Origin of the sequence: Streptomyces sp. NPDC059454 (genome assembly GCF_042749965.1) — a bacterium.
Classification (GTDB): domain Bacteria; phylum Actinomycetota; class Actinomycetes; order Streptomycetales; family Streptomycetaceae; genus Streptomyces.
The window spans coordinates 16,705-40,675 of sequence record NZ_JBHYVC010000039.1 but is presented as its reverse complement, the minus strand read 5'-3'; the positions used below and the strand labels follow the sequence as shown (position 1 = coordinate 40,675).

General features: G+C 71.7%; 19 protein-coding genes. 10 read left to right on the top strand and 9 right to left on the bottom strand.

Features of this window, described 5'->3' with window-relative positions:
* Positions 1-314 precede the first annotated feature (314 nt).
* Together ACFXAE_RS24180 and ACFXAE_RS24175 are read left to right on the top strand one after the other, a co-directional pair.
* Positions 315-2,027: a glycoside hydrolase family 6 protein gene (locus tag ACFXAE_RS24180; RefSeq protein WP_384718338.1), complete on the top strand. Its 1,713-nt coding sequence runs from the start codon at positions 315-317 to the stop codon at positions 2,025-2,027.
* A 165-nt stretch (positions 2,028-2,192) separates the two neighbouring features.
* A complete protein-coding gene (locus ACFXAE_RS24175) occupies positions 2,193-3,083 on the top strand; it encodes a class I SAM-dependent methyltransferase (RefSeq protein WP_384718336.1) in 891 nt (296 codons plus the stop codon).
* Between the two features lie 108 nt (positions 3,084-3,191).
* On the opposite strand, the gene ACFXAE_RS24170 is transcribed toward ACFXAE_RS24175, so the two are convergent.
* The 3 genes from ACFXAE_RS24170 to ACFXAE_RS24160 all read right to left on the bottom strand — a co-directional run bounded on the left by ACFXAE_RS24170 (position 3,192) and on the right by ACFXAE_RS24160 (position 7,101).
* Positions 3,192-3,980: an aldo/keto reductase gene (locus ACFXAE_RS24170; RefSeq protein WP_384718388.1), complete on the bottom strand. Its 789-nt coding sequence runs from the start codon at positions 3,978-3,980 to the stop codon at positions 3,192-3,194.
* 125 nt (positions 3,981-4,105) lie between these two features.
* Positions 4,106-5,932 (bottom strand): AMP-dependent synthetase/ligase, encoded by a 1,827-nt coding sequence (locus ACFXAE_RS24165; protein ID WP_384718334.1) that lies wholly within the window; start codon positions 5,930-5,932, stop codon positions 4,106-4,108.
* Positions 5,933-6,228: 296 nt separating this feature from the next.
* Positions 6,229-7,101, bottom strand: coding sequence for a LysR family transcriptional regulator (locus ACFXAE_RS24160; RefSeq protein WP_384718332.1), 873 nt, complete (start codon positions 7,099-7,101; stop codon positions 6,229-6,231).
* Positions 7,102-7,227: 126 nt separating this feature from the next.
* Here ACFXAE_RS24160 and ACFXAE_RS24155 point away from each other — a divergent pair, with 126 nt between their 5' ends.
* Positions 7,228-8,286: a bile acid:sodium symporter family protein gene (locus ACFXAE_RS24155; protein WP_384718330.1), complete on the top strand. Its 1,059-nt coding sequence runs from the start codon at positions 7,228-7,230 to the stop codon at positions 8,284-8,286.
* Here the strand turns inward: ACFXAE_RS24155 and ACFXAE_RS24150 are convergent.
* The 6 genes from ACFXAE_RS24150 to ACFXAE_RS24125 form a co-directional block, all read right to left on the bottom strand.
* Complete coding sequence (locus ACFXAE_RS24150; RefSeq protein WP_384718328.1) at positions 8,222-9,466, bottom strand: DUF4185 domain-containing protein; 1,245 nt, start codon at positions 9,464-9,466, stop codon at positions 8,222-8,224. The genes ACFXAE_RS24155 and ACFXAE_RS24150 overlap by 65 nt on opposite strands.
* A 217-nt stretch (positions 9,467-9,683) precedes the next feature.
* Positions 9,684-10,568 (bottom strand): formate dehydrogenase accessory sulfurtransferase FdhD, encoded by an 885-nt coding sequence (fdhD, locus tag ACFXAE_RS24145; RefSeq protein ID WP_384718326.1) that lies wholly within the window; start codon positions 10,566-10,568, stop codon positions 9,684-9,686.
* 17 nt (positions 10,569-10,585) lie between these two features.
* The gene (locus ACFXAE_RS24140) at positions 10,586-11,446 is read right to left on the bottom strand and encodes a 2Fe-2S iron-sulfur cluster-binding protein (RefSeq protein WP_384718324.1); all 861 of its coding nucleotides are present in this window, start codon (positions 11,444-11,446) and stop codon (positions 10,586-10,588) included.
* Entirely contained in the window at positions 11,443-13,377 is a 1,935-nt protein-coding gene (locus ACFXAE_RS24135) for an NAD(P)H-dependent oxidoreductase subunit E (protein ID WP_384718322.1), read from the bottom strand. The genes ACFXAE_RS24140 and ACFXAE_RS24135 overlap by 4 nt, the downstream gene beginning before the upstream one ends.
* Positions 13,358-15,286 (bottom strand): molybdopterin oxidoreductase family protein, encoded by a 1,929-nt coding sequence (locus ACFXAE_RS24130; RefSeq protein WP_384718320.1) that lies wholly within the window; start codon positions 15,284-15,286, stop codon positions 13,358-13,360. Before ACFXAE_RS24130 ends, ACFXAE_RS24135 begins: the two co-directional genes overlap by 20 nt.
* Positions 15,283-16,254, bottom strand: coding sequence for a 2-dehydropantoate 2-reductase (locus ACFXAE_RS24125; protein WP_384718318.1), 972 nt, complete (start codon positions 16,252-16,254; stop codon positions 15,283-15,285). The genes ACFXAE_RS24130 and ACFXAE_RS24125 overlap by 4 nt, the downstream gene beginning before the upstream one ends.
* A 178-nt stretch (positions 16,255-16,432) precedes the next feature.
* Here ACFXAE_RS24125 and ACFXAE_RS24120 point away from each other — a divergent pair, with 178 nt between their 5' ends.
* The 7 genes from ACFXAE_RS24120 to ACFXAE_RS24090 all read left to right on the top strand — a co-directional run bounded on the left by ACFXAE_RS24120 (position 16,433) and on the right by ACFXAE_RS24090 (position 23,967).
* Positions 16,433-17,779 (top strand): OFA family MFS transporter, encoded by a 1,347-nt coding sequence (locus ACFXAE_RS24120; RefSeq protein WP_384718316.1) that lies wholly within the window; start codon positions 16,433-16,435, stop codon positions 17,777-17,779.
* Positions 17,748-17,888, top strand: coding sequence for a hypothetical protein (locus ACFXAE_RS24115; RefSeq protein ID WP_384718314.1), 141 nt, complete (start codon positions 17,748-17,750; stop codon positions 17,886-17,888). Before ACFXAE_RS24120 ends, ACFXAE_RS24115 begins: the two co-directional genes overlap by 32 nt.
* Positions 17,889-18,030: 142 nt before the next feature.
* The gene (locus ACFXAE_RS24110) at positions 18,031-18,978 is read left to right on the top strand and encodes a beta-ketoacyl-ACP synthase III (RefSeq protein WP_384718312.1); all 948 of its coding nucleotides are present in this window, start codon (positions 18,031-18,033) and stop codon (positions 18,976-18,978) included.
* A gap of 145 nt (positions 18,979-19,123) precedes the next feature.
* Positions 19,124-19,801, top strand: coding sequence for a GntR family transcriptional regulator (locus ACFXAE_RS24105; RefSeq protein WP_384718310.1), 678 nt, complete (start codon positions 19,124-19,126; stop codon positions 19,799-19,801).
* A 219-nt stretch (positions 19,802-20,020) separates the two neighbouring features.
* Complete coding sequence (locus tag ACFXAE_RS24100) at positions 20,021-21,202, top strand: ROK family protein (RefSeq protein ID WP_384718308.1); 1,182 nt, start codon at positions 20,021-20,023, stop codon at positions 21,200-21,202.
* 231 nt (positions 21,203-21,433) lie between these two features.
* The gene (locus ACFXAE_RS24095) at positions 21,434-22,951 is read left to right on the top strand and encodes a sugar ABC transporter ATP-binding protein (RefSeq protein ID WP_384718306.1); all 1,518 of its coding nucleotides are present in this window, start codon (positions 21,434-21,436) and stop codon (positions 22,949-22,951) included.
* Positions 22,948-23,967: an ABC transporter permease gene (locus ACFXAE_RS24090; protein ID WP_384718305.1), complete on the top strand. Its 1,020-nt coding sequence runs from the start codon at positions 22,948-22,950 to the stop codon at positions 23,965-23,967. The genes ACFXAE_RS24095 and ACFXAE_RS24090 overlap by 4 nt, the downstream gene beginning before the upstream one ends.
* Positions 23,968-23,971: the final 4 nt, after the last annotated feature.

The window sequence follows — 23,971 nt, the reverse complement described above, 5'->3', positions numbered from 1 at the left end:
TGTGCACCAGTGGGAGCGGTTCCATCAGTCGACGCGTCCGTCACGACGCGTCCGAGCTGCAAGGAGTCGCTCATGCGCCACCCCCCGCGTTCAGTACCCTCGGCCATCCCCGTGCACGTGTGGAGCACCTGACGCGGGGTCGCTCGTTCCCGTGGGATCCACGTGCCGTCCGTGCTGCCCGGAAACTCCCGGCCGGCCCCGCAGGCCTGTCCCGACCAGGTCCGCACGGCACTCCCACCCGTAAGGCACCAGGCCGCGCGATCGTCCGCGCGCGCCCAAGAAGGACAGCCCCCTACGGATAGGAAACCCGCACCATGAGTCGCACCAGAACCGCGCTTCTCGCCGCCATGGCGCTGGTCGCCGGCGCCACCGGGACGGCGATCGCCGCCGTCCCCGGCGAAGCCGGCGCGGCCGCCGTCCCCTGCACCGTGGACTACAAGGTGCAGAACCAGTGGGACACCGGTTTCACGGCGTCCGTGACGATCACCAACAACAGCGCCGCCAAGTCGTCGTGGTCGCTGAAGTGGTCCTACGCCGGCAACCAGAAGGTCACCAGCGGCTGGAACGCCAAGGTGACCCAGTCCGGCGCGAACGTCACCGCCGCCAACGAGTCCTACAACGGCACCCTCGCCACCGGAGGTTCGGCCACCTTCGGCTTCCAGGGCAGCTACAGCGGCAGCAACGCCGTCCCCGCCACCTTCACCCTCGACGGCGTGACCTGCAACGTCGACTCCGGCGGCGGCCCCACCGACCCGCCGCCGGACCCGCCCGGCAACCGGGTGAACAACCCCTACGACGGCGCCAAGGTGTACGTGAACCCCGAGTGGTCCGCGAAGGCCGCCGCCGAACCGGGCGGCAGCCGCATCGCGAACCAGCCCACCGGCGTCTGGCTGGACCGCACCGCCGCCATCAACGGCGTCAACGGCGGCATGGGTCTGCGCGACCACCTCGACGAGGCCCTGCGGCAGAAGGGTTCCGGCGAGCTCGTCATCCAGCTGGTCATCTACAACCTGCCCGGCCGTGACTGCGCCGCCCTCGCCTCCAACGGCGAGCTCGGCCCGACGGAGATCGACAAGTACAAGACGCAGTACATCGACCCGATCAAGGCCATCCTCGCCGACTCGAAGTACGCCTCGCTGCGGATCGTCACCACGGTCGAGATCGACTCCCTGCCCAACCTGGTCACCAACGTGTCGCCGCGGCCCACCGCCACGCCCAACTGCGACGTGATGAAGGCCAACGGCAACTACGTGAAGGGCGTCGGCTACGCCCTGAACAAGCTCGGTGACGTGGCCAACGTCTACAACTACGTGGACGCCGGCCACCACGGCTGGCTCGGCTGGGACGACAACTTCGGCGCCTCCGCCGACATGTTCAAGCAGGCCGCGACCGCCGAGGGCGCGACCGTCGCCGACGTGCACGGCTTCATCGCCAACACGGCCAACTACAGCGCGCTGAAGGAGGACCACTTCTCCATCGGCGACAACGTGGCCGGCAAGTCGGTGCGCGAGTCGAAGTGGGTCAGCTGGAACCGCTACGTCGACGAGCTGTCGTACGCCCAGGCGCTGCGCAACCAACTGGTCTCGATCGGCTTCGACTCGGGCATCGGCATGCTGATCGACACCTCCCGCAACGGCTGGGGCGGTGCGAACCGGCCCACCGGGCCCGGTGCCACGACCAGCGTGGACACCTACGTCGACGGCGGCCGCTATGACCGCCGGTTCAACACGGGCAACTGGTGCAACCAGTCGGGAGCCGGACTCGGTGAGCGTCCGCAGGCCTCACCGGAGGCCGGGATCGACGCCTACGTGTGGATGAAGCCCCCGGGTGAGTCCGACGGCGCGAGCGAGGTCATCGACAACGACGAGGGCAAGGGCTTCGACCGGATGTGCGACCCGACGTACACCGGCAACCCGCGCAACGACAACAACATGTCGGGCGCCCTGTCGGACGCCCCGATCTCCGGGCACTGGTTCTCCGCCCAGTTCCAGGAGCTGATGAAGAACGCGTACCCGCCGCTGTCGTGACGGGCTGACCACCGGTCCGCCGGGGCCGGGCCTGCCAGGTCCGGCCCCGGCGGAGCGCCGCGCGCCTCGTTCACCACACCCTTTTTGCGGGAGCGGCAACATGGGTTGCCCGTCGCCGGTGCGTCGTCGCACCCTGACGGCATCCGAGCGGAGAGGCTGAACACCATGGCGCACGACCACGACCACCAGCACGATCACAAGCACCAGCACGGGCACGACCACGACTGGGCCGAGCTGGCCCCCCTGCTCGAATCCGAGGCGGAGCTGTTCACACCGCTCTACGAGCGGGCCCTGAACTGGCTGGCGAAGGAGGTGACGGAACCGGGACTGATCGTGGACGCGGGCAGCGGCCCCGGCGTCATCTCGTGCCTGTTCGCCGAGACCTTCCCGGGTGCGCGGATCGTGGCCGTCGACGGGTCCGAACCGCTGCTGGAGCGGGCCAGGGACCGTGCCGGGCGCCAGGGCGCCGGCGACCGCTTCGGCACCCTCGCCGGTGAACTCCCCGACGTGCTCGGCGAGCTGGACTATCCGGCCGACCTGCTGTGGGCCAGCCGCAGCGTGCACCACCTCGGGGACCAGGCCGCCGCGCTGGCCGCCTGCGCGGAGCGGCTGGCGCCCGGCGGCACGCTGGCCGTGATGGAGGGCGGTCTGCCCGTCCGGTTCCTGCCCCGCGACATCGGGTTCGGCCGGCCCGGTCTCCAGGCACGCGTCAACGGGGTGGAGGAGGAGCGGTTCGGCCGGATGCGGGCCGAACTGCCGGGCTCGGTGGCCGTCGTCGAGGACTGGCCGGCCCTGCTGACCTCGGCCGGCCTGCACCACGCCCGCTCGCGCACCTTCCTCCTCGACCTCCCCGCCCCGGTCACGGACCGCGCCCGTGCCCATGTGGTCGCCGCCCTCACCCGCACCCGCGAGGTGATCGGCGAGGACCTGGACGCCGACGACCGCGCCACCCTCGACCGCCTCCTCGACCCCGACGACAAGGCGAGCGTGCACCACCGCCCCGATGTGTTCGTCCTGGCGGCCCACACGGTCCACACGGCGGTGCGGCCCGTGTGACGCCGCCACCGTGGCCGTGCGGTCCGCCGGCCGGTCCGGCTGATCACCGCCGTCCGGACGCACACGACGGCCTCCCCCGCCACGGGGGAGGCCGTCGTGTGCGTGAGGTCAGCTGTTGACCTCCGCCGGGTCCGACCCGATGCGCCGGTCCTCGTTCAGCGCGCTGATCGCGGCGAGGTCCTCCGCGTCCAGGCTGAACCCGAAGACGTCGATGTTCTCCTCGATCCGGGACGGCGTCACCGACTTCGGGATCACGACGTTGCCCAGCTGGAGGTGCCAGCGCAGCACCACCTGCGCCGGCGTACGGCCGTGCTTCTGCGCGATCGCCACGATCGCCGGGATCTCCAGGATCCCCTTGCCGGAACCGAGCGGCGACCACGCCTCGGTCGCGATGCCCTGCTCCGCGTGGTACTCACGCGCGGCGTGCTGCTGCAGGTGCGGGTGCAGCTCGATCTGGTTGACCGCCGGGACGACGGACGTCTCCGCGATCAGACGGTCCAGGTGCTCCGGCAGGAAGTTGGACACGCCGATGGCGCGGACCCGGCCGTCGGCGAGCAGCTTCTCGAACGCCTTGTAGGTGTCGACGTACCGGTCCCGGGCGGGCGTCGGCCAGTGGATCAGGTAGAGGTCCACGTACGCGAGACCGAGCTTCGACAGGGACGCCTCGAACGCCCGCAGGGTGGAGTCGTACCCCTGGTCGCTGTTCCAGAGCTTGGTGGTGACGAAGAGGTCCTCGCGCGCGACGCCCGACTTCGCGAGGGCCCGTCCGGTGCCCTCCTCGTTGCCGTAGATCGCCGCGGTGTCGATGCTGCGGTAGCCGGCCTCCAGCGCCGTCGTCACGGCCGTCTCGGCCTCCGCGTCCGGCACCTGCCAGACGCCGAAACCCAGCTGGGGCATCTCGACGCCGTTGTTCAGGATGATCGGGGGGACCTTGCTCACGAGCTCTCGATCCTTCGGTTGCGGTCAGGTGTTACCCCCATCGTCAACGATCACGGCCCGTGATGCATTCCTGACCGGGAAATTCATGCCTGGTAAAGCGCCTCGACCTCGGTTTCGTACGTCTCCTCGATCGCCCTCCGCTTCAGTTTCAGCGACGGCGTGAGCAGCCCGTGCTCCTCGGTGAACGGCTGCGCCAGGATGCGGAACGTGCGGATCGACTCGGCCTGCGAGACCAGGGTGTTCGCCGCGACCACGGCCCGCCGCACCTCCGTCTCCAGATCCGCGTCGCGCACCAGCTCGGCCGCCGACAGCCGCGGTTTGCCGCGCATCGCCAGCCAGTGCTCGACGGCCTCCTGGTCCAGGGTGACCAGCGCGGCGATGTACGGGCGGTCGTTGCCGACGACGATGCACTGGTTGACCAGCGGATGATCCCGTACCCGCTCCTCCAGCACGCCCGGCGAGACGCTCTTGCCACCGGAGGTCACCAGGATCTCCTTCTTGCGGCCGGTGATGGTGAGATAGCCGTCCTCGTCGAGGGAGCCGAGGTCACCGGTGGCCAGCCAGCCGTCGTGCAGGACCTCGTCGGTGGCCTTGGGGTTGTTGAGGTAGCCGTCGAAGACGTTGTCGCCGTGCAGCCAGATCTCGCCGTCGTCCGCGATGTGCACGGTGACCCCGGGGATGGGCCGGCCGACCGTTCCGTAACGGGTGCGCTCGGGCGGGTTGGCGGTGGCCGCCGCCGTCGACTCCGTGAGTCCGTACCCCTCGTAGACGTGCACGCCCGCGCCCGCGAAGAACAGCCCGAGCCGGCGGTCCATCGCCGAACCGCCCGACATGGCGTGCCGGATCCTGCCGCCCATCGCCGCCCGGATCTTGGAGTAGACGAGCTTGTCGAAGAGCTGGTGCCGCACCCGCAGCGCCGCGGACGGACCGGGCCCGATGCCCCAGGCCCTCGCCTCCACCGCGTCCGCGTACGCGATGGCCACGTCGACGGCCTTCTCGAACGGTCCGGAGCGGCCCTCCCGCTCCGCCTTGCGCCGCGCCGCGTTGAACACCTTCTCGAAGATGTAGGGCACGGCGAGGAAGAACGTCGGCCGGAACACGGCCAGATCGGGCATCAGCGCCGCCGCGTTCAGCTGCGGCTGATGGCCGAACTTCACCTTCCCGCGGATCGCCGCGACCTCCACCATCCGCCCGAAGACGTGCGCGAGCGGCAGGAACAGCAGCGTCGACGCCTCGTCGCCCCGGCGGGAGTGGAACACCGGCTCCCAGCGCTCGATGACGGTGTCCGCCTCGTACATGAAGCTGCCGTGCGGGATCACACAGCCCTTGGGACGGCCGGTGGTGCCCGAGGTGTAGATGATCGTCGCGACGGAGTCGGGGGTGACCGCCTGCCGGTGCCGGTGCACCACCTCGTCGTCGAGGTGCGCGCCCGCTTCGTACAGCTCCTGCACCGCGCCCGCGTCGAGCTGCCACAGCCGGCGCATCCGCGGCAGCCGGTCGATGACGGTGGCGATCGTCATCGCGTGGTCCTCGTGCTCCACGATCGCGGCCGTCACCTCCGCGTCGTACAGCATCCAGAAGCACTGCTCGGCGGAGGACGTGGGGTAGACGGGCACGACCTGCGCGCCGATCGTCCACAGCGCGAAGTCGAAGAGCGTCCACTCGTACCGGGTACGGGACATGATCGCGACCCGGTCGCCGAACCGGACGCCCCCCGCGAGGAGTCCCTTCGCGAGGGCGAGCACCTCGTCGCGGAACCCCGCGCTGGTCACGTCCCGCCACCGGCCGGTGTCGTCCTTGCGGCCGAGCGCCACGCGCGACGGGTCCTCCTCGGCATACCGGAAGACCACGTCGGCCAGACCGCCCACCGGAGGCTCCAGGGCCGGCGGAGGGCTGGTGAACTCGCGCAATCCCGCTCCCCGCTCATCGGCGCCCGGACTGGTGCGGCGACCCCCTCGTCCCGCACGGCGCCGTGAAAGCTACCCCACGCGGACGGAGGGCGGGAGGGGGTCGGAAACCGGGCGGGGTTCATGTCCACGCTGGTCAGTGAAGGAAAAAGTGCTCACATGGGGAAGGGTCGGACAGAATCCTGACGACGGAGTAAGTTTCGGTGCCGTAATCTCCACCGAATCTGTACGACCGCATGACCGCCCCTTGGGGCGCCGCACCGGTCCCACTGGGGTCAGCGTGCGGCCGGGCCGAAACGTCACCCCCGTCCGCCCCGGTGCAGCCGGTCGCCGCCCGCGAGGATCGCCGACGCCAGCGCGTCCGCCGCACCCTGCGCGGAGGGACGGCGCCGCCCGTGCACCACCACGAAGTCCACCTCGCCCGGTTCCGGCAGCCCCGTCCGCTCCGGCATCCGCACCAGCCCCGGCGGGATCAGCCCGCGCGCGTGCACCATCACGCCGAGCCCGGCGCGGGCCGCCGCGAGCAGCCCGTTGAGGCTGCCGCTGGTGCACACGATGCGCCACTGACGGCCCTCCCGCTCCAGCGCCCGCAGGGCGAGGGCCCGGGTGATACCGGGCGGCGGATAGACGATCAACGGCACCGGACGGTTCGGGGCCGGCCGCAGACCCGGCGCGCCGATCCACACCAGCTCGTCGTGCCAGACCAGCTCGCCCCGCGGGTCCTTTGGCCGCCGCTTGGCCAGCACCAGGTCCAGCCGGCCCGCCGCCAGCCGCTCGTGCAGGATGCCCGACAACTCGACCGTCAGCTCCAGATCGACCTCCGGGTGCTCGTGCCGGAACCGCTCGAGGATCTCCGGCAGCCGGGTCAGCACGAAGTCCTCCGACGCGCCGAACCGCAGCCGTCCGCGCGGCCGGGCGCCGGTGAAGAACCGCGTCGCCTGCTCGTGCACGTCCAGGATCCGCCGGGCGAAGCCGAGCATCGCCTCGCCGTCCTCGGTCAGCTCCACCGAGTGGGTGTCCCGCGTGAACAGCTGCCGTCCGGTGGCCTCCTCCAGCCGCCGTACGTGCTGGCTCACCGTCGACTGGCGCAGCCCGAGCCGCCGCGCCGCCTGCGTGAAGCTCAGCGTCTGCGCCACCGACAGGAACGTCCGCAGATGCGTCGGGTCGTACATGCGGCCAGGGTAGCGGCGCCCATCGCGGAACGTGATGACAGTGAGAGCGGTATACCGGATTCCCGATCACGGTGGGAGGGAGCAGGATGGGGAGGGGACGTCCGTGAACACCTGAGCGCCGAGTACATGAGCAAGTGGAGCACCGTGAAACGCCTGCGTTGGCCGAACTGGATGCCGATCGATCCGTACATCCTGCTGCTGCTCGGGACGGTGGGCCTCGCCGCGCTGCTCCCCGCCCGGGGGACCGGCGCGGACCTCGCCTCCGGCGCCTCCACCGCCGCGATCGCCTTCCTGTTCTTCCTCTACGGCGCCCGGCTGTCCACCCGCGAGGCGCTGGACGGGCTGAAGCACTGGCGACTCCATGTCACCGTGCTGGCCTGCACCTTCGTCGTCTTCCCGGTGCTGGGCCTGGCCGCCCGCGGACTCGTCCCGGTGTTCCTGAACGACCCGCTCCACCAGGGTCTGCTCTTCCTCACCCTGGTCCCGTCCACCATCCAGTCGTCGATCGCGTTCACCTCGATCGCCCGCGGCAACGTGCCCGCCGCGATCTGCGCCGGTTCCTTCTCCTCGCTGGCCGGCATCGTCGTCACCCCGCTGCTCGCGGCGACGCTGCTGGGCGACAGCGGGGGCGGCTTCTCCGCCGGGTCGGTGGTGGAGATCGTGCTCCAGCTGCTGGTGCCGTTCGTCGCCGGGCAACTGCTGCGCCGCTGGATCGGCTCCTTCGTCTCCCGGCACCGGAAGGTGCTGGGGCTGGTCGACCGCGGCTCGATCCTGCTCGTCGTCTACACCGCGTTCAGCGAGGGCATGGTGCGGGGCGTCTGGCACCAGGTGAGCCCGGCCCGGCTCGGCGGACTGCTCGCCGCCGAGGCCGTCCTGCTCGCCGTGATGCTGCTGCTGACCTGGTACGGCGCCAAGGCGCTGCGGTTCGGCAGGGAGGACCGGATCGCGATCCAGTTCGCCGGTTCGAAGAAGTCGCTGGCTGCCGGGCTGCCCATGGCGAGCGTGCTGTTCGGGGCGCAGGCCTCGCTGGCCGTGCTGCCGCTGATGCTGTTCCACCAGATGCAGCTGATGGTGTGCGCGGTGATCGCCAAGCGCCGCTCGCACGACCCCGTCACGGAGGTCACCGCCCCGGACCGAGCCGGACGGTCACGAACCGGGGCCGGTACAGGGACACGTTCCGGCTGAGCATCACGGCGGCCCCGGACGTCTCCAGCCAGTTCACGTCGTAGCTGAGCACCAGCCGCCCGTCGTCGCTCAGCTCCGGGTGCGTCTGCGGGTTGTAGGCGGCGGTCCCGGCCCGGGGCAGCGCGGGGGTGAACTCGTGCGCCGGGCCGTGCCAGGGCCCGGCCGGGGAGCAGGCCCAGTACGACGCCACCGTGGTCAGCCCCCTGGCGCCCGTGGCCATGGTGAACAGGACGTACGTCCCGTCGTCCCGCACCACCGAGAAGGCGCTGCCCACGCCCGTGTCCCGCCCGTCGCCGAGCACCGGGCGCGGCCGGGCGCGGGTCTGCCACGCCGAGCCGGTCCAGAACTCCCAGGCGGCGGGGTCGGCGAGGCCGCCTTCGGGGACGCGGGCCGCATACGCGTGCGAGGCCGGGCGGGCGGCGGGGCGGCCGTCGTCGCCGCCGAAGACATACGTCCGGCCGTCCTCCGCGACGAGGGTGGTCCCGAACAGCACCCGCCGGGACGGGTCGGTGACCTGCCGCTGGTCGTGCACTGTCACGACCGACTCCAGCCGCAGGCCGGGGAGGGAGAGCGTGGCGACCTCGGTGGCGGTGGGCACGCCGTAGATCCACGGGGGCTGCCCGGCCGTGCGCACCCACAGCAGGACCCGCACGACCTGCTCGGACGAGCCGGGGGAGCGCGGCTCGACCCGGGCGGCGACCGGCCAGCGCCACCGGTCCGGGGCCGGGTCGGGGAAGAGCGGGGCGGGGAGGGTCGCCTCCAGGCGGCCGTCGCGCATGAGCACGGCCGAGTTGCGCACGAGGGGCGCGGTGGTGTCCCGCCAGGCGTACGACTCGCCGACCGGGTTGGGCGGACGGTGCACGCCGCCCAGATAGGTGTCGGAGAACAGCCACAGCAGCCGGCCGTCGGGCAGCCGCACCGAATGGGTGCCGTCGCCGCCGGTCCAGTCGTCGGTGCGGCCGGCGTCGTCGCCGTAGCGGGCGAACTCGGCGGTGAGGGTGTCGTCGGCGGTCCAGGAGGCGACCGTGCGGGGCCGGCAGTCCGCGCCGTCCGGTTCGCGGCCGTCGTCGTCCGGGTCGTCCGGCAGACCGGTGACCAGGACGGCACCGAGGACCAGGGTCAGCGCCAGCGCGATCCCGGTCCCCGTCCGCTGCCGTGCTCGTGCTGCGTCGTCGGGCACGCTCGGTGACGCTAGCGGGTACCGGGGGCGGGGTCCATGGCGCGTCGGAGCCGCCGGGGGAGGACCGCCCGGCGGCCTCGGGTACGAAGCTCCCCCCCGGCGGGGCGACGATCCGATGCGCGCCGCCCGCGCCCGGGAGGGCCGAGACGGGACCCCGCGGCGCAGGGGGCGCTCCCCGCCGGCAGGGGCCCCGCCGCCGTGCAGCGAGGGGAACCGGTCAGCCCCGGGCGGCCGCGGCCCGCAGGGCGATGCGGTCCTCACCCGCGTACACGTTCATGGAACCGCCCCGCAGGAAGCCCACCAGGGTCAGGCCCGTCTCCGCCGCCAGGTCCACGGCCAGCGAGGACGGCGCGGAGACCGCCGCCAGCATCGGAACGCCGGCCATGACCGCCTTCTGCGCCAGCTCGAACGAGGCCCGGCCGGAGACCAGCAGGATCGTCCGGGACAGCGGCAGGTTCCCGCTCTGCAGGGCACGGCCGACCAGCTTGTCGACCGCGTTGTGCCGGCCCACGTCCTCCCGTACGTCGAGCAGCTCACCGTCCTCGTCGAACAGGGCCGCCGCGTGCAGGCCGCCCGTGCGGTCGAAGACCCGCTGGGCCGCGCGCAGCCGGTCCGGCAGGCCCGCCAGCAGCTCCGGCTCCACGCGCAGCGCGGGAGTGTCCGCGATGGGATGGCGGGCCGTCGTGCGCACCGCGTCCAGGCTGGCCTTGCCGCACAGGCCGCAGGAGGAGGTGGTGTAGACGTTGCGCTCCAGCGTGATGTCCGGGATCACCACGCCGGGCGCCGTCTTCACGTCGACCACGTTGTAGGTGTTCGATCCTCCCCCACTCTCGGCTCCGCTCGAGCGGGAGGTGCCCCCACCCGTCGCGCCCGCGCAGTAGACGATGTTCTGCAGGTCGGAGGCGGTCGCGAGGACTCCCTCGCTCACCAGGAAGCCGGCCGCCAGCGCGAAGTCGTCGCCCGGTGTGCGCATGGTGATGGCCAGCGGTCTGCCGTTCAGCCTGATCTCCAGGGGTTCCTCGGCGACGAGCGTGTCGGGGCGGCTGGAGACCGCCCCGTCGCGGATGCGGAGCACCTTGCGTCGTTCCGTGACTCGTCCCATGTCCTCACCAGTTCCGCTCAGTCCCGGTTCTGTACGTGCTGGTAGCCGAAGCGGCCCTTGATGCACAGGTTGCCGTGGGTCACCGGATTGTCGTGCGGCGAGGTGACCTTCACGATCTCATTGTCCTGCACATGGAGGGTGAGGTTGCAGCCCACTCCGCAGTACGCGCACACGGTCGTCGTCTCCGACTGCCGCGACTCGTCCCAGGTACCCGCCGCCCGCATGTCGAACTCCGACTTGAACGACAGGGCCCCGGTGGGGCAGACCTCGACGCAGTTGCCGCAGTACACGCATGCCGAGTCGGTCAGCGGGGCGTCGTGCTCCACGGCGATCCGGGCGTCGAAACCGCGGCCCGCGACCGAGATCGCGAAGGTGTTCTGCCACTGGTCGCCGCAGGCGTCCACGCACTTGTAGCAGAGGATGCACTTGTCGTAGTCGCGGACGTACAGGTCGTTGTCGATCCTCGGCTCCTCGTCGAGGCGGGCCGCGTCGGGGCCGAAGCGGTCCGGTTCCGCCTCGTACTCCTCGATCCAGCCGGCGACACGGGGAGTCGTCGACAGGTCGACGGAGGACGCGAGCAGTTCCAGGACGACCTTGCGGCTGTGCCGGGCCCGCTCGGTGCCGGTGCGCACCTCCATGCCCGGCTCGGCCCTGCGGGAACAGGCGGGGACCAGGGTGCGGGAGCCCTCGACCTCCACCACGCAGACGCGGCAGGCGTTCTTGGGGGTGAGGGTGTCGCCCTCGCAGAGCGTCGGGATGTCCTTGCCCGCGGCCCGGCAGGCGTCCAGGACCGTCGACCCCTCGGGCGCCCGGACCGGCTCTCCGTCGAGGGTGAACTCCAGCAGACGGCGGGGGATCCCCAGCGGTGTCACGGTCATTCGTACGCCCCCAGACGGTCGATGGCGGATTCCACGGCGTTCCACGCGGTCTGTCCCAGACCGCAGATCGAGGCGTCCCGCATCGCGCGGCCGACCTCGCGCAGCAGGGCGATGTCGGCGGCGGCGTCGGCGCCCGTGCGTTCGGCGATCCGGTGCAGCGCCTCCTCCTGGCGGACGGTGCCGACCCGGCAGGGGACGCACTGGCCGCACGACTCGTCGCGGAAGAACTCGGCGATGCGCAGGAGGAGACGGGGGAGGGGGACCGTGTCGTCGAAGGCCATGACGACTCCGGAGCCGAGGGTCGTGCCGGCCTCCCGGGTGCCTTCGAAGGTGAGGGGGATGTCCAGTTCGTCGGGGCGTACGAAACCGCCGGCGGCTCCGCCCAGGAGGACCGCCCGGAGGTTGTCGCGGACGCCGGCGAGTCGGAGGAGCTCGCGCAGGGTCGCCCCGAAGGGGAGTTCGTAGAGGCCGGGGCGGGCCACACTGCCCGAGACGCAGAAGAGTTTGGGGCCGGTGGATTTCTCCGTGCCGATCGCCGCGTAGGCCTGGGCGCCCAGGGTGAGGACGGGCAGGACGTTGACCAGGGTTTCCACGTTGTTCTCCACCGTCGGTTTGCCGAACAGGCCCTTCTCCACCGGGAAGGGGGGTTTGGTGCGGGGCTCGCCGCGGTAGCCCTCGATGGAGTTGAACAGCGCTGTTTCCTCGCCGCAGATGTACGCGCCCGCGCCGCGGCGGATCTCGATGTCGAAGGCGTGGCCCTGGCCGAGGATGTCGTCGCCGAGCAGGCCGCGGGCGCGGGCCTGGGTGATGGCGTGCCGCATGCGGGCTGTCGCTCGCGGGTATTCGCCGCGGAGGTAGAGGTAGCCCTTGTGCGCGCCGGTCGCGTAGGCCGCGATGGTCATGGCTTCGACGAGTGCGTACGGGTCGCCCTCCATGAGGACGCGGTCCTTGAAGGTGCCCGGTTCGGACTCGTCGGCGTTGCAGACGAGGTAGTGGGGGTGGTCCGGCTGGGCCGCAGCGGCCTGCCACTTGCGGCCGGTGGGGAAGGCGGCGCCGCCGCGGCCGAGGAGGCCGGAGTCGGTGACCTCGCGGATGACGGCGGCGGGGCCGAGGGCGAAGGCGCGGCGGAGGGCGGTGTAGCCGCCGTGGGCCCGGTAGTCGTCGAGGTCGGCGGGGTCGGCTGTGCCGATGCGGTGGAGGAGGGAGAGGGTGGGGTCTCCGGCCTGGGGGACGGCTGCGGTGGGCGGGGGTTCGGGGGGCGCGTTCTCGGGGGCGGTGGCTGCTTGGATTGCCGTGTCGGGGGTGGCGGGGGCGCATACGGCTGTGGCCCTTGGGGTTTCTTCGCCCCCGCCGCCCCTTCCCGTCCCGTCCCCGGGGGCTGTGCCCCCGGACCCCCCTTTCGGCCCTGAACGGGCCTCGTCCTCAAACGCCGGACGGGCTGAGTTGTCCCCGGCCCGGATCACCAGGGCCGCCGGTGCCCGTTCGCACAGGCCCAGGCAGGGGCTTCGTTCGACCTGGACACCGGACTCCGGGCCCAGGCGGGATTCGACGTCCGCGCAGAGCTCGGTCGCGCCCGCCGCCGTGCAGGCCAGGTCCGTGCAGAGGTGCAGGACCGTCGCCGGGCGGGGGCGGACCGAGAACATTGCGTAGAACGTGGCGACGCCGTACGCCTCCGCCGGGGGGACCGTCAGACGGCGGCACAGGTAGCCCAGGGCGCCCTCGCTGATCCAGCCGACCCGGTCGTTGACCGCGTGCAGCCCCGGCAGCAGCAGGTCGCGGCGGTCGCGGGCCTCGCGGCCGCCGCGGGCCCACCTGAGGTCGGCGTCGGAGCGGTCGGCGCCCTTCCAGGAGGACTCGGGCGGGCCGAGCAGGGCGTCGACCGCCGCACGCTCCTCGTCCGTCGGTCTGCTGTCACCGAAGTGCAGGTCCATGGGGGCTCACCTTCTCGATCCGGATCGCCGACGCCTTGAACTCCGCCGTCCCCGCGATCGGGCAGTTCGCCTCGATCGTCAGCTGGTTGGTGTCCACCTCGTCGGGAAAGTGGAACGTCATGAACGCGAGCCCCGGCCGGAGTCCCGTGTCGACCCAGACCGGCGCCAGCACCGAACCGCGCCGCGAGGTCACCCGCACCTCCTCGCCGACCACCACCCCGTACCGCTCGGCGTCCTCCGGGCACAGTTCGACGTACTCGCCGCGCCGCAGCGGGGACGCGAAACCGCCGCTCTGCACACCCGTGTTGTAGGAGTCGAGGCGGCGGCCCGTGGTCAGCCGGATCGGGTACCGCTCGTCGGTGAGGTCGACCGGCGGGTCGTGCTGGACGATGCCGAAGGGAGCCGGCCTGCCCCGGAGTTCCGGGTCCGTCTCCCACAACCGGCCGTGGAGGTAGGTCGGTTCCAGCGCGTCCGTGGCCGGGCACGGCCACTGGATGCCCTGGTGTTCGTCCAGACGCTCGTACGTCATCCCGTAGTGGTCCGGGGAGACCGAGCGCAGCTCGTTCCACACCGCTTCGGCGTCGGCGTACTTCCAGTCGTGGCCGAGGCGGGAGGCGAGGTCGCAGAGGATGTCGATGTCCTCGCGCGCCTCGCCGGGCGGGACCACGGCCCGGCGGACGCGCTGCACCCGGCGCTCGCTGTTGGTGGTGGTGCCCTCGGTCTCCGCCCAGCCGGCGGTCGCGGGCAGGACGACGTCGGCCAGTCCGGCGGTCTTCGTCAGGAAGATGTCCTGGACCACCAGGAAGTCCAGCTCCTTGAGCCGGCGCACCGCCTGTTCGCTGTCCGCCTCCGACTGGGCGGGGTTCTCGCCGATGCAGTAGACGGCGCGCAGGGAGCCGTCCTCCATGGCCTCGAACATCTCCGTCAGGGTCAGGCCGTGGTGCGGCTGGATGACGGTGTCCCAGGCCGACTCGAACTTCAGGCGCGTGCCGGTGTCGAGGAGGTCCTGGAAGCCGGGCAGACGGTTGGGGATCGCGCCCATGTCGCCGCCGCCCTGCACGTTGTTCTGGCCGCGCAGGGGCTGCAGTCCCGAGCCGTAGCGGCCGACGTGGCCGGTGAGCAGGGAGAGGTTGATCAGGGCGCGGACGTTGTCGGTGCCGTTGTGGTGCTCGGTGATGCCGAGGGTCCAGCAGAGCTGGGCGCGCTCGGCGCGGGCGTAGGCGTGCGCCAACTCCCTGATGGCCGCCGCCGGTACGCCCGTCACCTTCTCGGCCAGGGAGAGCGTCCAGGGTTCGACGAGCGTCCTGTACTCCTCGAAACCCGTGGTGGCCCGCCGTACGAACGCCTCGTTGACCAGGCCCGCGTGGATGATCTCGCGGCCGACCGCGTGCGCCATCGCGATGTCCGTACCGACGTTCAGACCGAGCCAGCCCTCCGCCCACTCGGCGGTGGACGTCCGGCGCGGGTCAACCGTGTACATCCGGGCGCCGCCCCGGACACCCTTCAGCACGTGCTGGAAGAAGATCGGGTGCGCGAAACGGGCGTTGGAGCCCCACATCACGATGACGTCGGTGTGCTCGATCTCCTCGTACGACGACGTGCCGCCGCCCGAGCCGAACGCCGCCGACAGGCCGGCGACGGACGGGGCGTGGCAGGTGCGGTTGCAGGAGTCGACGTTGTTGGTGCCCATCACGACCCGGGCGAACTTCTGCGCCACGTAGTTCATCTCGTTGGTCGCGCGGGAGCAGGAGAACAGCCCGAACGCGCCGCGCGCCGCCGCCAGGCCCCGCGCGGTACGGTCCAGGGCCTCGTCCCAGCTCGCCCGGCGGAAGGGCTCGTCGCGCGAGTCCCGGACCAGGGGGTGGGTGAGGCGGGTGTAGGTCTTCGGGTTCCGGTCGCGTTTCCTCATGCGGCGCTCCTCAGCGCGAGCAGGTCCGACAGGGCGTGCACGGTGCGCAGGGTGGGCACCGGGACGCCGGTGATCTCCGCCAGCTCGACGACGGCCGCGAGCAGGACGTCGAGTTCGAGCGGCTTGCCGCGCTCCAGGTCCTGGAGCGTGGAGGTGCGGTGGTCGCCGACCTTCTCCGCGCCCGCGAGCCGGCGCTCGATGGAGACGCCGACCTCGCAGCCGAGGGCCCCGGCGACCGCCAGCGTCTCGGCCATCATCGTCTCGATGACCTGCCGGGTGCCGCCGTGCAGGCACATCTGCCGCATGGTGGCGCGCGCCAGGACGCTGATCGGGTTGAAGGAGATGTTGCCCAGCAGCTTCAGCCAGATGTCGCCCCGCAGTTCCGGCTCGACCGGGCACTTCAGGCCACCCGCCCGCATCGCCTCGCTCAGGGCCAGACAGCGCGCGGAGACACTCCGGTCGGGCTCGCCGATCGAGAAGCGGGTGCCTTCCACATGGCGTACGACGCCGGGCTGTTCGAGCTCGGTGGCCGCGTAGACGACGCAGCCGACGGCGCGTTCGGGCGCGAGCACCGCACTGACCGCGCCGTCCGGGTCCACGCTCTCCAGGCGGCGGCCGTCGTACGGGCCGCCGTGCCGGTGGAAGTACCACCAGGGGATGCCGTTCTGGGCGGCCACGACCGCCGTGGTGTCGTGCAGCAGCGGCTCGATCAGCGGCCCGCACGCCGCGTACGAGTTGGCCTTCAGACCTAGGAACACGTAGTCGACCGGGCCGACTTCGGCCGGGTCGTCGGTGGCGCGGGGGTGCGCGGTGAAGTCGCCGCGCGGGCTGCGCACCCGTACTCCGTACTGCCTCATGGCCGCCAGATGCGGACCACGGGCGACGAGATGCACGTCGGCGCCCGCACGGTGGAGCGCGGCACCGACGTAGGCGCCGATCGCCCCGGCACCGAGGACTGCGACTTTCATGGCGAGGGGAGCTCCGTTCGGTCGAGGGACACCGAGGACCACGGGAACCGCCGAGTCTCTGTCGACGAAATATTGTCTACAGTATGGAGGTGGCGCCAGCAAGGCTTTGTGCAGTACCAGTGGTTGTCTGCTCAACCGTCTTCTCAACGGTCTCTCCCGTCCCTACGGTGGGGGACTCATGAGTCCCCCCGTCGCACCGCCGGGCTGGAGCCGCTGGCTCGTCCCGCCCGCCGCGCTCTCCGTCCACCTCTCCATCGGCCAGGCCTACGCGTGGAGCGTGTTCAAGCCGTCGCTGGAGTCCGCGCTCGACCTCAGCGGCACCCAGAGCGCGCTGCCCTTCCAGCTCGGCATCGTCATGCTCGGCCTGTCCGCCGCGTTCGGCGGCACCCTCGTCGAACGCCGGGGCCCGCGCTGGGCGATGACCGTCGCCCTGGTCTGCTTCTCCTCCGGCTTCCTGCTCTCCGCGCTGGGCGCGGCCACCGAGCAGTACTGGCTGATCGTGTTCGGCTACGGCTTCGTCGGCGGCATCGGCCTCGGTATCGGCTACATCTCGCCCGTCTCGACGCTGATCAAATGGTTCCCGGACCGGCCCGGCATGGCCACCGGCATCGCCATCATGGGCTTCGGAGGCGGTGCGCTGATCGCCTCGCCCTGGTCGGCGCAGATGCTCGAGTCCTTCGGCGGCGACAACGCCGGCATCGCGCTCGCCTTCCTCGTGCACGGACTGACGTACGCCGTGTTCATGCTGCTCGGGGTGGTGCTGGTGCGGGTGCCGCGCACCGCGCGCCCGGGGAGCGCGGTCGGCGCGCCCGCCGCGCTCCCCGGGCCGCAGGTGTCGGCCCGTTCGGCGGTGCGCACCCCGCAGTTCTGGCTGCTGTGGCTCGTGCTCACCCTGAACGTCACCGCGGGCATCGGCATCCTGGAGAAGGCAGCCCCGATGATCACCGACTTCTTCGCGGACACCTCCGCACCGGTGTCGGCGACCGCCGCCGCGGGATTCGTCGCCCTGCTGTCGGCGGCCAACATGGCGGGCCGCATCGGCTGGTCGACCACCTCCGACCTCATCGGCCGCAAGAACATCTACCGGGTCTACCTCGGCGTCGGCGCGCTGATGTACGCGCTCATCTGGCTGCTGGGCGACTCCTCCAAGCCGCTGTTCGTGTTGTGCGCCCTGGTGATCCTCTCCTTCTACGGCGGTGGCTTCGCCACAGTCCCGGCGTACCTGAAGGACCTCTTCGGCACCTACCAGGTCGGGGCGATCCACGGCCGGCTGCTCACCGCCTGGTCCACGGCCGGTGTGCTCGGACCGCTGATCGTGAACTGGGTCGCCGACCGCCAGGAGGAGGCGGGCAAGCACGGCCCGTCCCTGTACGGGCTGTCGCTGGTCATCATGATCGGGCTGCTCGTCGTCGGGTTCGTCGCCAACGAGCTGGTCCGGCCCGTCCACCCCCGTCACCACGTTCCCGGCCCCGGGGCACCGAAGGAGGCCGCCGATGACCGGCGACAGCAGCCAGAGTCCGCCTAGCCCCGATCGCCGCGGGCTGATCGCCTTCGCCTGGCTGTGGGTGGGGGTGCCGCTCGCCTACGGGCTGTACGAGCTCGTACGGAAGGCGAGCCAGCTGTTCACCGGGTGACCGCGGATCCCGGGCGGCCCCGGGCCTGACGGAAGCCGACAAGCCTCACCCCCGTTTCCTGTCGCTTCACCTGCCCTCGTACCGGTGAGTCACTGATCAGACTGGTGCATCCCGCACCCGACCCACCGAGGGGGACCCACCCATGATCGGCTCGCGCATCGCCGCCGTCGGCCACTACCAGCCCGCCCGGGTCCTCACCAACGAGGACCTGGCGGGCATGGTCGACACCAGCGACGAGTGGATCACGAGCCGGGTGGGCATCCGCACCCGTCACATCGCCGGCCCCGACGAACCGGTCGACGAGCTGGCCGCGCACGCCGCCGCCAAGGCACTGGCGGCGGCCGGCCGGACACCCGCCGAGGTCGACCTGGTCCTGGTCGCCACGTCCACCGCCATCGACCGCTCGCCCAACATGGCCGCCCGCGTCGCGGCCCGCCTCGGCATGCCCGGGCCCGCGGTCATGGACATCAACGTGGTGTGCGCCGGATTCACCCACGCCCTCGCCACCGCCGACCACGCCGTGCGGGCCGGCGGCGCGAGCCGGGTGCTGGTCGTCGGCGCCGACAAGATGTCCGAGGTGGCCGACTGGACCGACCGCTCCACCTGCGTCCTCGTCGGTGACGGTGCGGGCGCGGCCGTGGTGGAGGCCGGCGCTCCCGGTGAGGAGGCGGGGATCGGCCCGGTCCTGTGGGGTTCGGTGCCCGAGATGGGGCACGCGGTGCGGATCGAGGGGACGCCACCGCGGTTCGCGCAGGAGGGGCAGAGCGTCTACCGCTGGGCGGCCACCCGGCTGCCGGTCATCGCCCGCCAGGCCTGCGAGAAGGCGGGGCTGGCGCCCGAGGACCTCGCCGGGGTCGTACTGCACCAGGCCAACCTGCGGATCATCGAACCCCTCGCCCGCCGGCTCGGCGCCGTCAACGCCGTCGTGGCCCGCGATGTCACCGAGTCCGGCAACACCTCGGCCGCCAGCATCCCGCTCGCCTTCTCCAAGCTCGTCGAACAGGGCGCGGTGTCGAGCGGCGACCCGGTGCTGCTCTTCGGCTTCGGCGGGAACCTGTCGTACGCGGGGCAGGTCGTGCGCTGTCCCTGAGCCCCGGGCCGGTGTGACGAGGCCGACTCCGCGACCCCCTGGCACCGCATGCGCCGTAGACTGTAGACGAAAGACAATCACTACCGGCGTTGCGGTGCACCGGCGTTCGCGGCCGTGCACGGCGCCGCCGAGGAGGGGGACCGCGATGTTGTCGACCGGACTGCCCCAGGGGGCGGTGCCCAGGCTCGAGCGGCCCGGACCGCTGCGCGACCGGGTCTACGAGGCGCTGCTCGAACTCATCACCACCCGCGCCCTCCAGCCCGGCCAGCATCTCGTCGAGAGCGAACTCGCCGGCCACCTCGGTGTCTCCCGCCAGCCGGTGCGCGAGGCGCTGCAACGGCTCAACACCGAGGGCTGGGTCGATCTGCGGCCCGCGCAGGGTGCGTTCGTGCACGAGCCGACCGAGGAGGAGGCCGACCAGCTCCTCACCGTCCGTACGCTGCTGGAGGCGGAGGCGGCCCGGCTGGCCGCGAGCAACGCCGACGGCACGGGTGTGGAGGCCCTGGAGGAGATCCTGGCCGAGGGCCTCGAGGCCGTCGACGCCGACGACGTGGACGCCGCCGTCGCCCTCAACGCCCGTTTCCACGCCAAGGTCATGGAGCTGGCCGGAAACGCCGTGCTCGCCGAACTGGCCGCCCAGGTCGACCGGCGTGTGCGCTGGTACTACACGCCCGTCGCCCGGCAGCGGGGCGGGCAGTCCTGGGTCGAGCATCGCGAGCTCATCGCCGCCATCGCCGCCCATGACGAGCAACTGGCCACCCGGCTGATGCGCGAACACACCGAGCACACCCGGCGCTCGTACCATGCGCGCGCGGAGTCCTGAGCAGTCCCGACGGCACCTTTCGCCCTGTTTTCGACCTGCTTTCAGGCGCCCTCGCACGGTCCTTTGTCCTGCGAGTGGAAAAAGTAGGGGGCAATTCCTGCGCGACTTCTTCCCACCTCCGGCAGGCGCTGCTACTTTCCCATCCGAAAGCACGCCACACGCGTGGCCGGAATCCGGCGCGCACAGGCCGATCGAGGCGGGGAGGGGTTCGTGAGACGTATGACAGCTCGACCCGCCAACGCCCACCAGGCGCGACTGCTCAGACTGTTGCGTGACGGTGGACCCAACTCCCGTGCCCAGCTCGGCGACCAGGTCGACCTCTCCCGGTCGAAACTGGCCGTGGAGGTGGACCGGCTGCTGGAGACGGATCTCGTCGTGGCCGACGGACTCGCCGCCTCGCGCGGCGGCCGGCGCTCCCACAACATCCGCCTCAACCCGCACCTGCGTTTCCTCGGCGTCGACATCGGCGCGACCTCGGTCGACGTCGCCGTCACCAACGCCGAGCTGGAGATCCTCGGGCACATCAACCAGCCCATGGACGTACGCGAGGGACCGGTCGCGGTCTTCGAGCAAGTACTCGTCATGGCCGCGAAGTTGAAGGCCTCGGGGCTCGCGGAGGGGTTCGACGGCGCCGGCATCGGCGTCCCGGGTCCGGTCCGCTTCCCCGAGGGCATCCCGGTGGCTCCGCCGATCATGCCGGGCTGGGACGGCTTCCCCGTGCGGGAGGCGCTCAGCCAGGACCTCGGCTGCCCGGTCATGGTCGACAACGACGTGAACCTGATGGCGATGGGGGAGCAGCACGCGGGCGTCGCCCGCACCGTCGCCGACTTCCTCTGCGTCAAGATCGGTACCGGCATCGGCTGCGGCATCGTCGTCGGCGGTGAGGTCTACCGCGGTACGACGGGCAGCGCGGGCGACATCGGGCACATCCAGGCCGTGCCCGACGGCCGTCCGTGCGCCTGCGGCAACCGGGGGTGTCTGGAGGCCCACTTCTCCGGCGCGGCCCTCGCCCGGGACGCCATGGAGGCCGCCGAACAGCGGCTCTCCGCCGAACTCGCCGGCCGGCTGGAGGCGAACGGCACGCTCAGCGCCGTCGACGTCGCGGCCGCGGCCGCGGCCGGTGACGCCACCGCCCTCGATCTGATCCGCGAGGGCGGCAACCGCACCGGCCAGGTCATCGCCGGCCTGGTCAGCTTCTTCAACCCCGGCCTGGTGGTGATCGGCGGCGGGGTGACCGGTCTCGGCCACACCCTGCTCGCCGCGATCCGCACCCAGGTCTACCGCGGCTCGCTGCCCCTGGCCACCGGCAACCTGCCCATCGTGCTGGGGGAGTTGGGGCCCACCGCCGGAGTCATCGGCGCGGCCCGGCTCATCAGCGACCACCTGTTCTCACCCGCGTAAGCAGTCTCACCGCTTCCTCGTCGCACCTGCTCCGAGCTCCACCGCAATCGCGTCACGGCACCTGCTCCACCGCACCCGCTTCCAGCACCTGCTCCCAGCACCCGCTTCCATCGCACGGAACAATCCGCCCGTACAGGCACGCCACCGCCCTACCCCGCCCTGCCCGAAAACGCCTGCCCCGCAAGGGGATCGCCCTGACACCGGCCCGTACGCCCGCCGAGGGGAATCCGCATGGCACCACAACCACCGCTGCTCAGCATGTCCGGCATCACCAAGTCGTTCCCCGGAGTCCGGGCCCTGGACGGCGTCGACCTCGACGTCCAGGCCGGCGAGGTGCACTGCCTGCTCGGCCAGAACGGCGCCGGGAAGTCCACCCTGATCAAGGTGCTGGCCGGCGCCCACCAGCCCGACACCGGCACCATCCGCTGGCGCGGAGAGGACGTCACGCTGCGCTCGCCGATCGCCGCCATGCGCCTCGGCATCGCCACCATCTACCAGGAACTCGACCTGGTGGAGCACCTGTCGGTGGCCGAGAACGTCCACCTGGGCCACGAGCCGACCACCGCCGGCTTCGTCGTCCGGACGGGAACGGCCAAGTCGTCGACGGCTCAGCTGCTGAAGCGGCTCGGACACCCGGAGATCGACCCGGCCCGGCTGGTCGGCGAACTCCCGGCGGCGCAGCAGCAGATCGTGTCCATGGCGCGGGCACTCTCCCACGACGTACGGCTCATCGTGATGGACGAGCCGTCCGCCGCCCTCGACCCGGACGAGGTCGACAACCTCTTCCGTATCGTCGGCGACCTCACCGCCGACGGAGTCGCCGTCGTCTACATCTCGCACCGCCTGGAGGAGATCCGCCGCATCGGCGACCGGGTGACCGTGCTGAAGGACGGCCGCGCCGTCGCCGGCGGGCTGCCCGCGAAGTCGACGCCGACCCGCGAGGTCGTCGCGCTGATGACCGGACGCAACGTCGAGTACGTCTTCCCAAAGCGGCCCACCGCCGCCCCGCGGGGCGAACCGGTACTCACCGTCGAAGGGCTGTCCCGCCGGGGCGAGTTCGCCCCGCTCGACCTCCAGGTGCGCCCCGGGGAGATCGTCGGGCTCGCCGGGCTCGTCGGGTCCGGACGCTCCGAGATCCTGGAGACCGTCTACGGCGCCCGCAAGCCGGACACCGGCCGCGTCCTCGTCGACGGGCGCCCCCTGAAGCCGGGCAGCGTACGGGCCGCCGTGCGCGCCGGACTCGGGCTCGCCCCCGAGGAACGCAAGGCGCAGGCCCTGCTGATGCTGGAGTCCGTCACCCGCAACGTGTCGGTCTCCTCCATGTCCCGCTTCGCCAGGGCCGGCTGGATCGACCGCGGCGCCGAACTGAGGGCGGCACGCGCGGCGGTCCGCGAGCTGTCGCTGCGGCCCGACAACCCGGACGTGCCCGTACGCACCCTGTCCGGCGGCAACCAGCAGAAAGCCGTGCTGGCCCGCTGGCTGCTGCGCGGCTGCCGGGTGCTGCTGCTCGACGAACCCACCCGGGGCGTCGACGTCGGCGCCCGCGCCGAGCTCTACGCGGTCGTCCGCCGGCTGGCGGACGAAGGCCTGGCCGTGCTGCTGGTCTCCAGCGAGGTGCCCGAGGTGCTCGGCCTCGCCGACCGCGTCCTGGTGCTGCGCGAGGGCAGCGTCGTCCACACGGCGCCCGCCCGCGAGCTCGACGAACACCGTGTACTCGATCTGGTCATGGAAGGAAGCCCGGCGTCATGACGCAGCCCGTCTCCCCGCCGCGGGACAGTGCCCCCAAGGTGCCGTCGGCCGGCGAAAAACCCGCCTGGCGCGCCGTGTTGTTCCGCGCCGACGTCCGCACGCTGTCGTTGCTCGGCGTGCTCGCCGTACTGATCCTCATCGGCGGCATCACCAAACCGGACGAGTTCCTGGACACCCGCAACCTCCAGCTCGTCCTCACCCAGGCCTCCGTCATCGGCGTCGTCACCGTCGGCATGACCTTCGTCATCATCTCCGGCGGCATCGACCTGTCGGTCGGCGCGATCGTCGCCCTCGCCTCGGTGTGGGCCACCACGGTCGCCACCCAGGAGTACGGCTTCGGCGGCATCCTCTTCACCGCCGTCCTCGTCGGACTGGGATGCGGGCTGGTCAACGGGGTGCTCATCGCGTACGGCGGGATGGTCCCGTTCATCGCCACCCTCGCCATGCTCGCCTCCGCCCGCGGTCTCGCCCTGCAGATCACCGACGGACGGACGCAGATCGTCACCGTCGACGGCGTCCTCGACCTCGGCGAACGCGACTCCTACGTGCTCGGCATCCCGCCGCTCGTCCTGGTGTTCGCCGCGGTGACCGTCGTCGGCTGGCTGGTCCTCAACCGGACCACCTTCGGCCGCCGCTCCGTCGCCGTCGGCGGCAACGCGGAGGCCGCCCGGCTGGCCGGCATCGACGTACGCCGCCAGCGGCTCTACCTCTACCTGCTGTCCGGGCTGTGCTGCGGCATCGCCGCCTTCCTGCTGATCGTGCTGGCCGGCTCCGGCCAGAACACCAACGGCAACCTCTACGAACTCGACGCCATCGCCGCCGCGATCATCGGCGGCACCCTGCTCACCGGGGGCCGCGGCACCATCGTCGGCTCCGTCCTCGGCGTCCTGATCTTCACCACGATCACCAACATCTTCGCCCTGAACAACCTGCAGAGCGACGTCCAGCAGATCGCCAAGGGCGCGATCATCGTCGCCGCCGTGCTGGTCCAGCGCCGTACCGCGAGCACGACCTGAAGAA

What these genes read in the sequence shown, in the direction of transcription:
- ACFXAE_RS24115 (WP_384718314.1), top strand. Translation starts at nt 17,748, where the DNA reads ATGACCGGCGACAGCAGCCAGAGTCCGCCTAGCCCCGATCGCCGCGGG.
- ACFXAE_RS24180 (WP_384718338.1), top strand. Translation starts at nt 315, where the DNA reads ATGAGTCGCACCAGAACCGCGCTTCTCGCCGCCATGGCGCTGGTCGCC.
- ACFXAE_RS24090 (WP_384718305.1), top strand. Translation starts at nt 22,948, where the DNA reads ATGACGCAGCCCGTCTCCCCGCCGCGGGACAGTGCCCCCAAGGTGCCG.
- ACFXAE_RS24135 (WP_384718322.1), bottom strand. Translation starts at nt 13,377, where the DNA reads ATGGACCTGCACTTCGGTGACAGCAGACCGACGGACGAGGAGCGTGCG.
- ACFXAE_RS24175 (WP_384718336.1), top strand. Translation starts at nt 2,193, where the DNA reads ATGGCGCACGACCACGACCACCAGCACGATCACAAGCACCAGCACGGG.
- ACFXAE_RS24155 (WP_384718330.1), top strand. Translation starts at nt 7,228, where the DNA reads ATGAGCAAGTGGAGCACCGTGAAACGCCTGCGTTGGCCGAACTGGATG.
- ACFXAE_RS24120 (WP_384718316.1), top strand. Translation starts at nt 16,433, where the DNA reads ATGAGTCCCCCCGTCGCACCGCCGGGCTGGAGCCGCTGGCTCGTCCCG.
- ACFXAE_RS24110 (WP_384718312.1), top strand. Translation starts at nt 18,031, where the DNA reads ATGATCGGCTCGCGCATCGCCGCCGTCGGCCACTACCAGCCCGCCCGG.
- fdhD (WP_384718326.1), bottom strand. Translation starts at nt 10,568, where the DNA reads ATGGGACGAGTCACGGAACGACGCAAGGTGCTCCGCATCCGCGACGGG.
- ACFXAE_RS24100 (WP_384718308.1), top strand. Translation starts at nt 20,021, where the DNA reads ATGACAGCTCGACCCGCCAACGCCCACCAGGCGCGACTGCTCAGACTG.
- ACFXAE_RS24095 (WP_384718306.1), top strand. Translation starts at nt 21,434, where the DNA reads ATGGCACCACAACCACCGCTGCTCAGCATGTCCGGCATCACCAAGTCG.
- ACFXAE_RS24160 (WP_384718332.1), bottom strand. Translation starts at nt 7,101, where the DNA reads ATGTACGACCCGACGCATCTGCGGACGTTCCTGTCGGTGGCGCAGACG.
- ACFXAE_RS24170 (WP_384718388.1), bottom strand. Translation starts at nt 3,980, where the DNA reads ATGCCCCAGCTGGGTTTCGGCGTCTGGCAGGTGCCGGACGCGGAGGCC.
- ACFXAE_RS24140 (WP_384718324.1), bottom strand. Translation starts at nt 11,446, where the DNA reads ATGACCGTGACACCGCTGGGGATCCCCCGCCGTCTGCTGGAGTTCACC.
- ACFXAE_RS24105 (WP_384718310.1), top strand. Translation starts at nt 19,124, where the DNA reads ATGTTGTCGACCGGACTGCCCCAGGGGGCGGTGCCCAGGCTCGAGCGG.
- ACFXAE_RS24130 (WP_384718320.1), bottom strand. Translation starts at nt 15,286, where the DNA reads ATGAGGAAACGCGACCGGAACCCGAAGACCTACACCCGCCTCACCCAC.
- ACFXAE_RS24125 (WP_384718318.1), bottom strand. Translation starts at nt 16,254, where the DNA reads ATGAAAGTCGCAGTCCTCGGTGCCGGGGCGATCGGCGCCTACGTCGGT.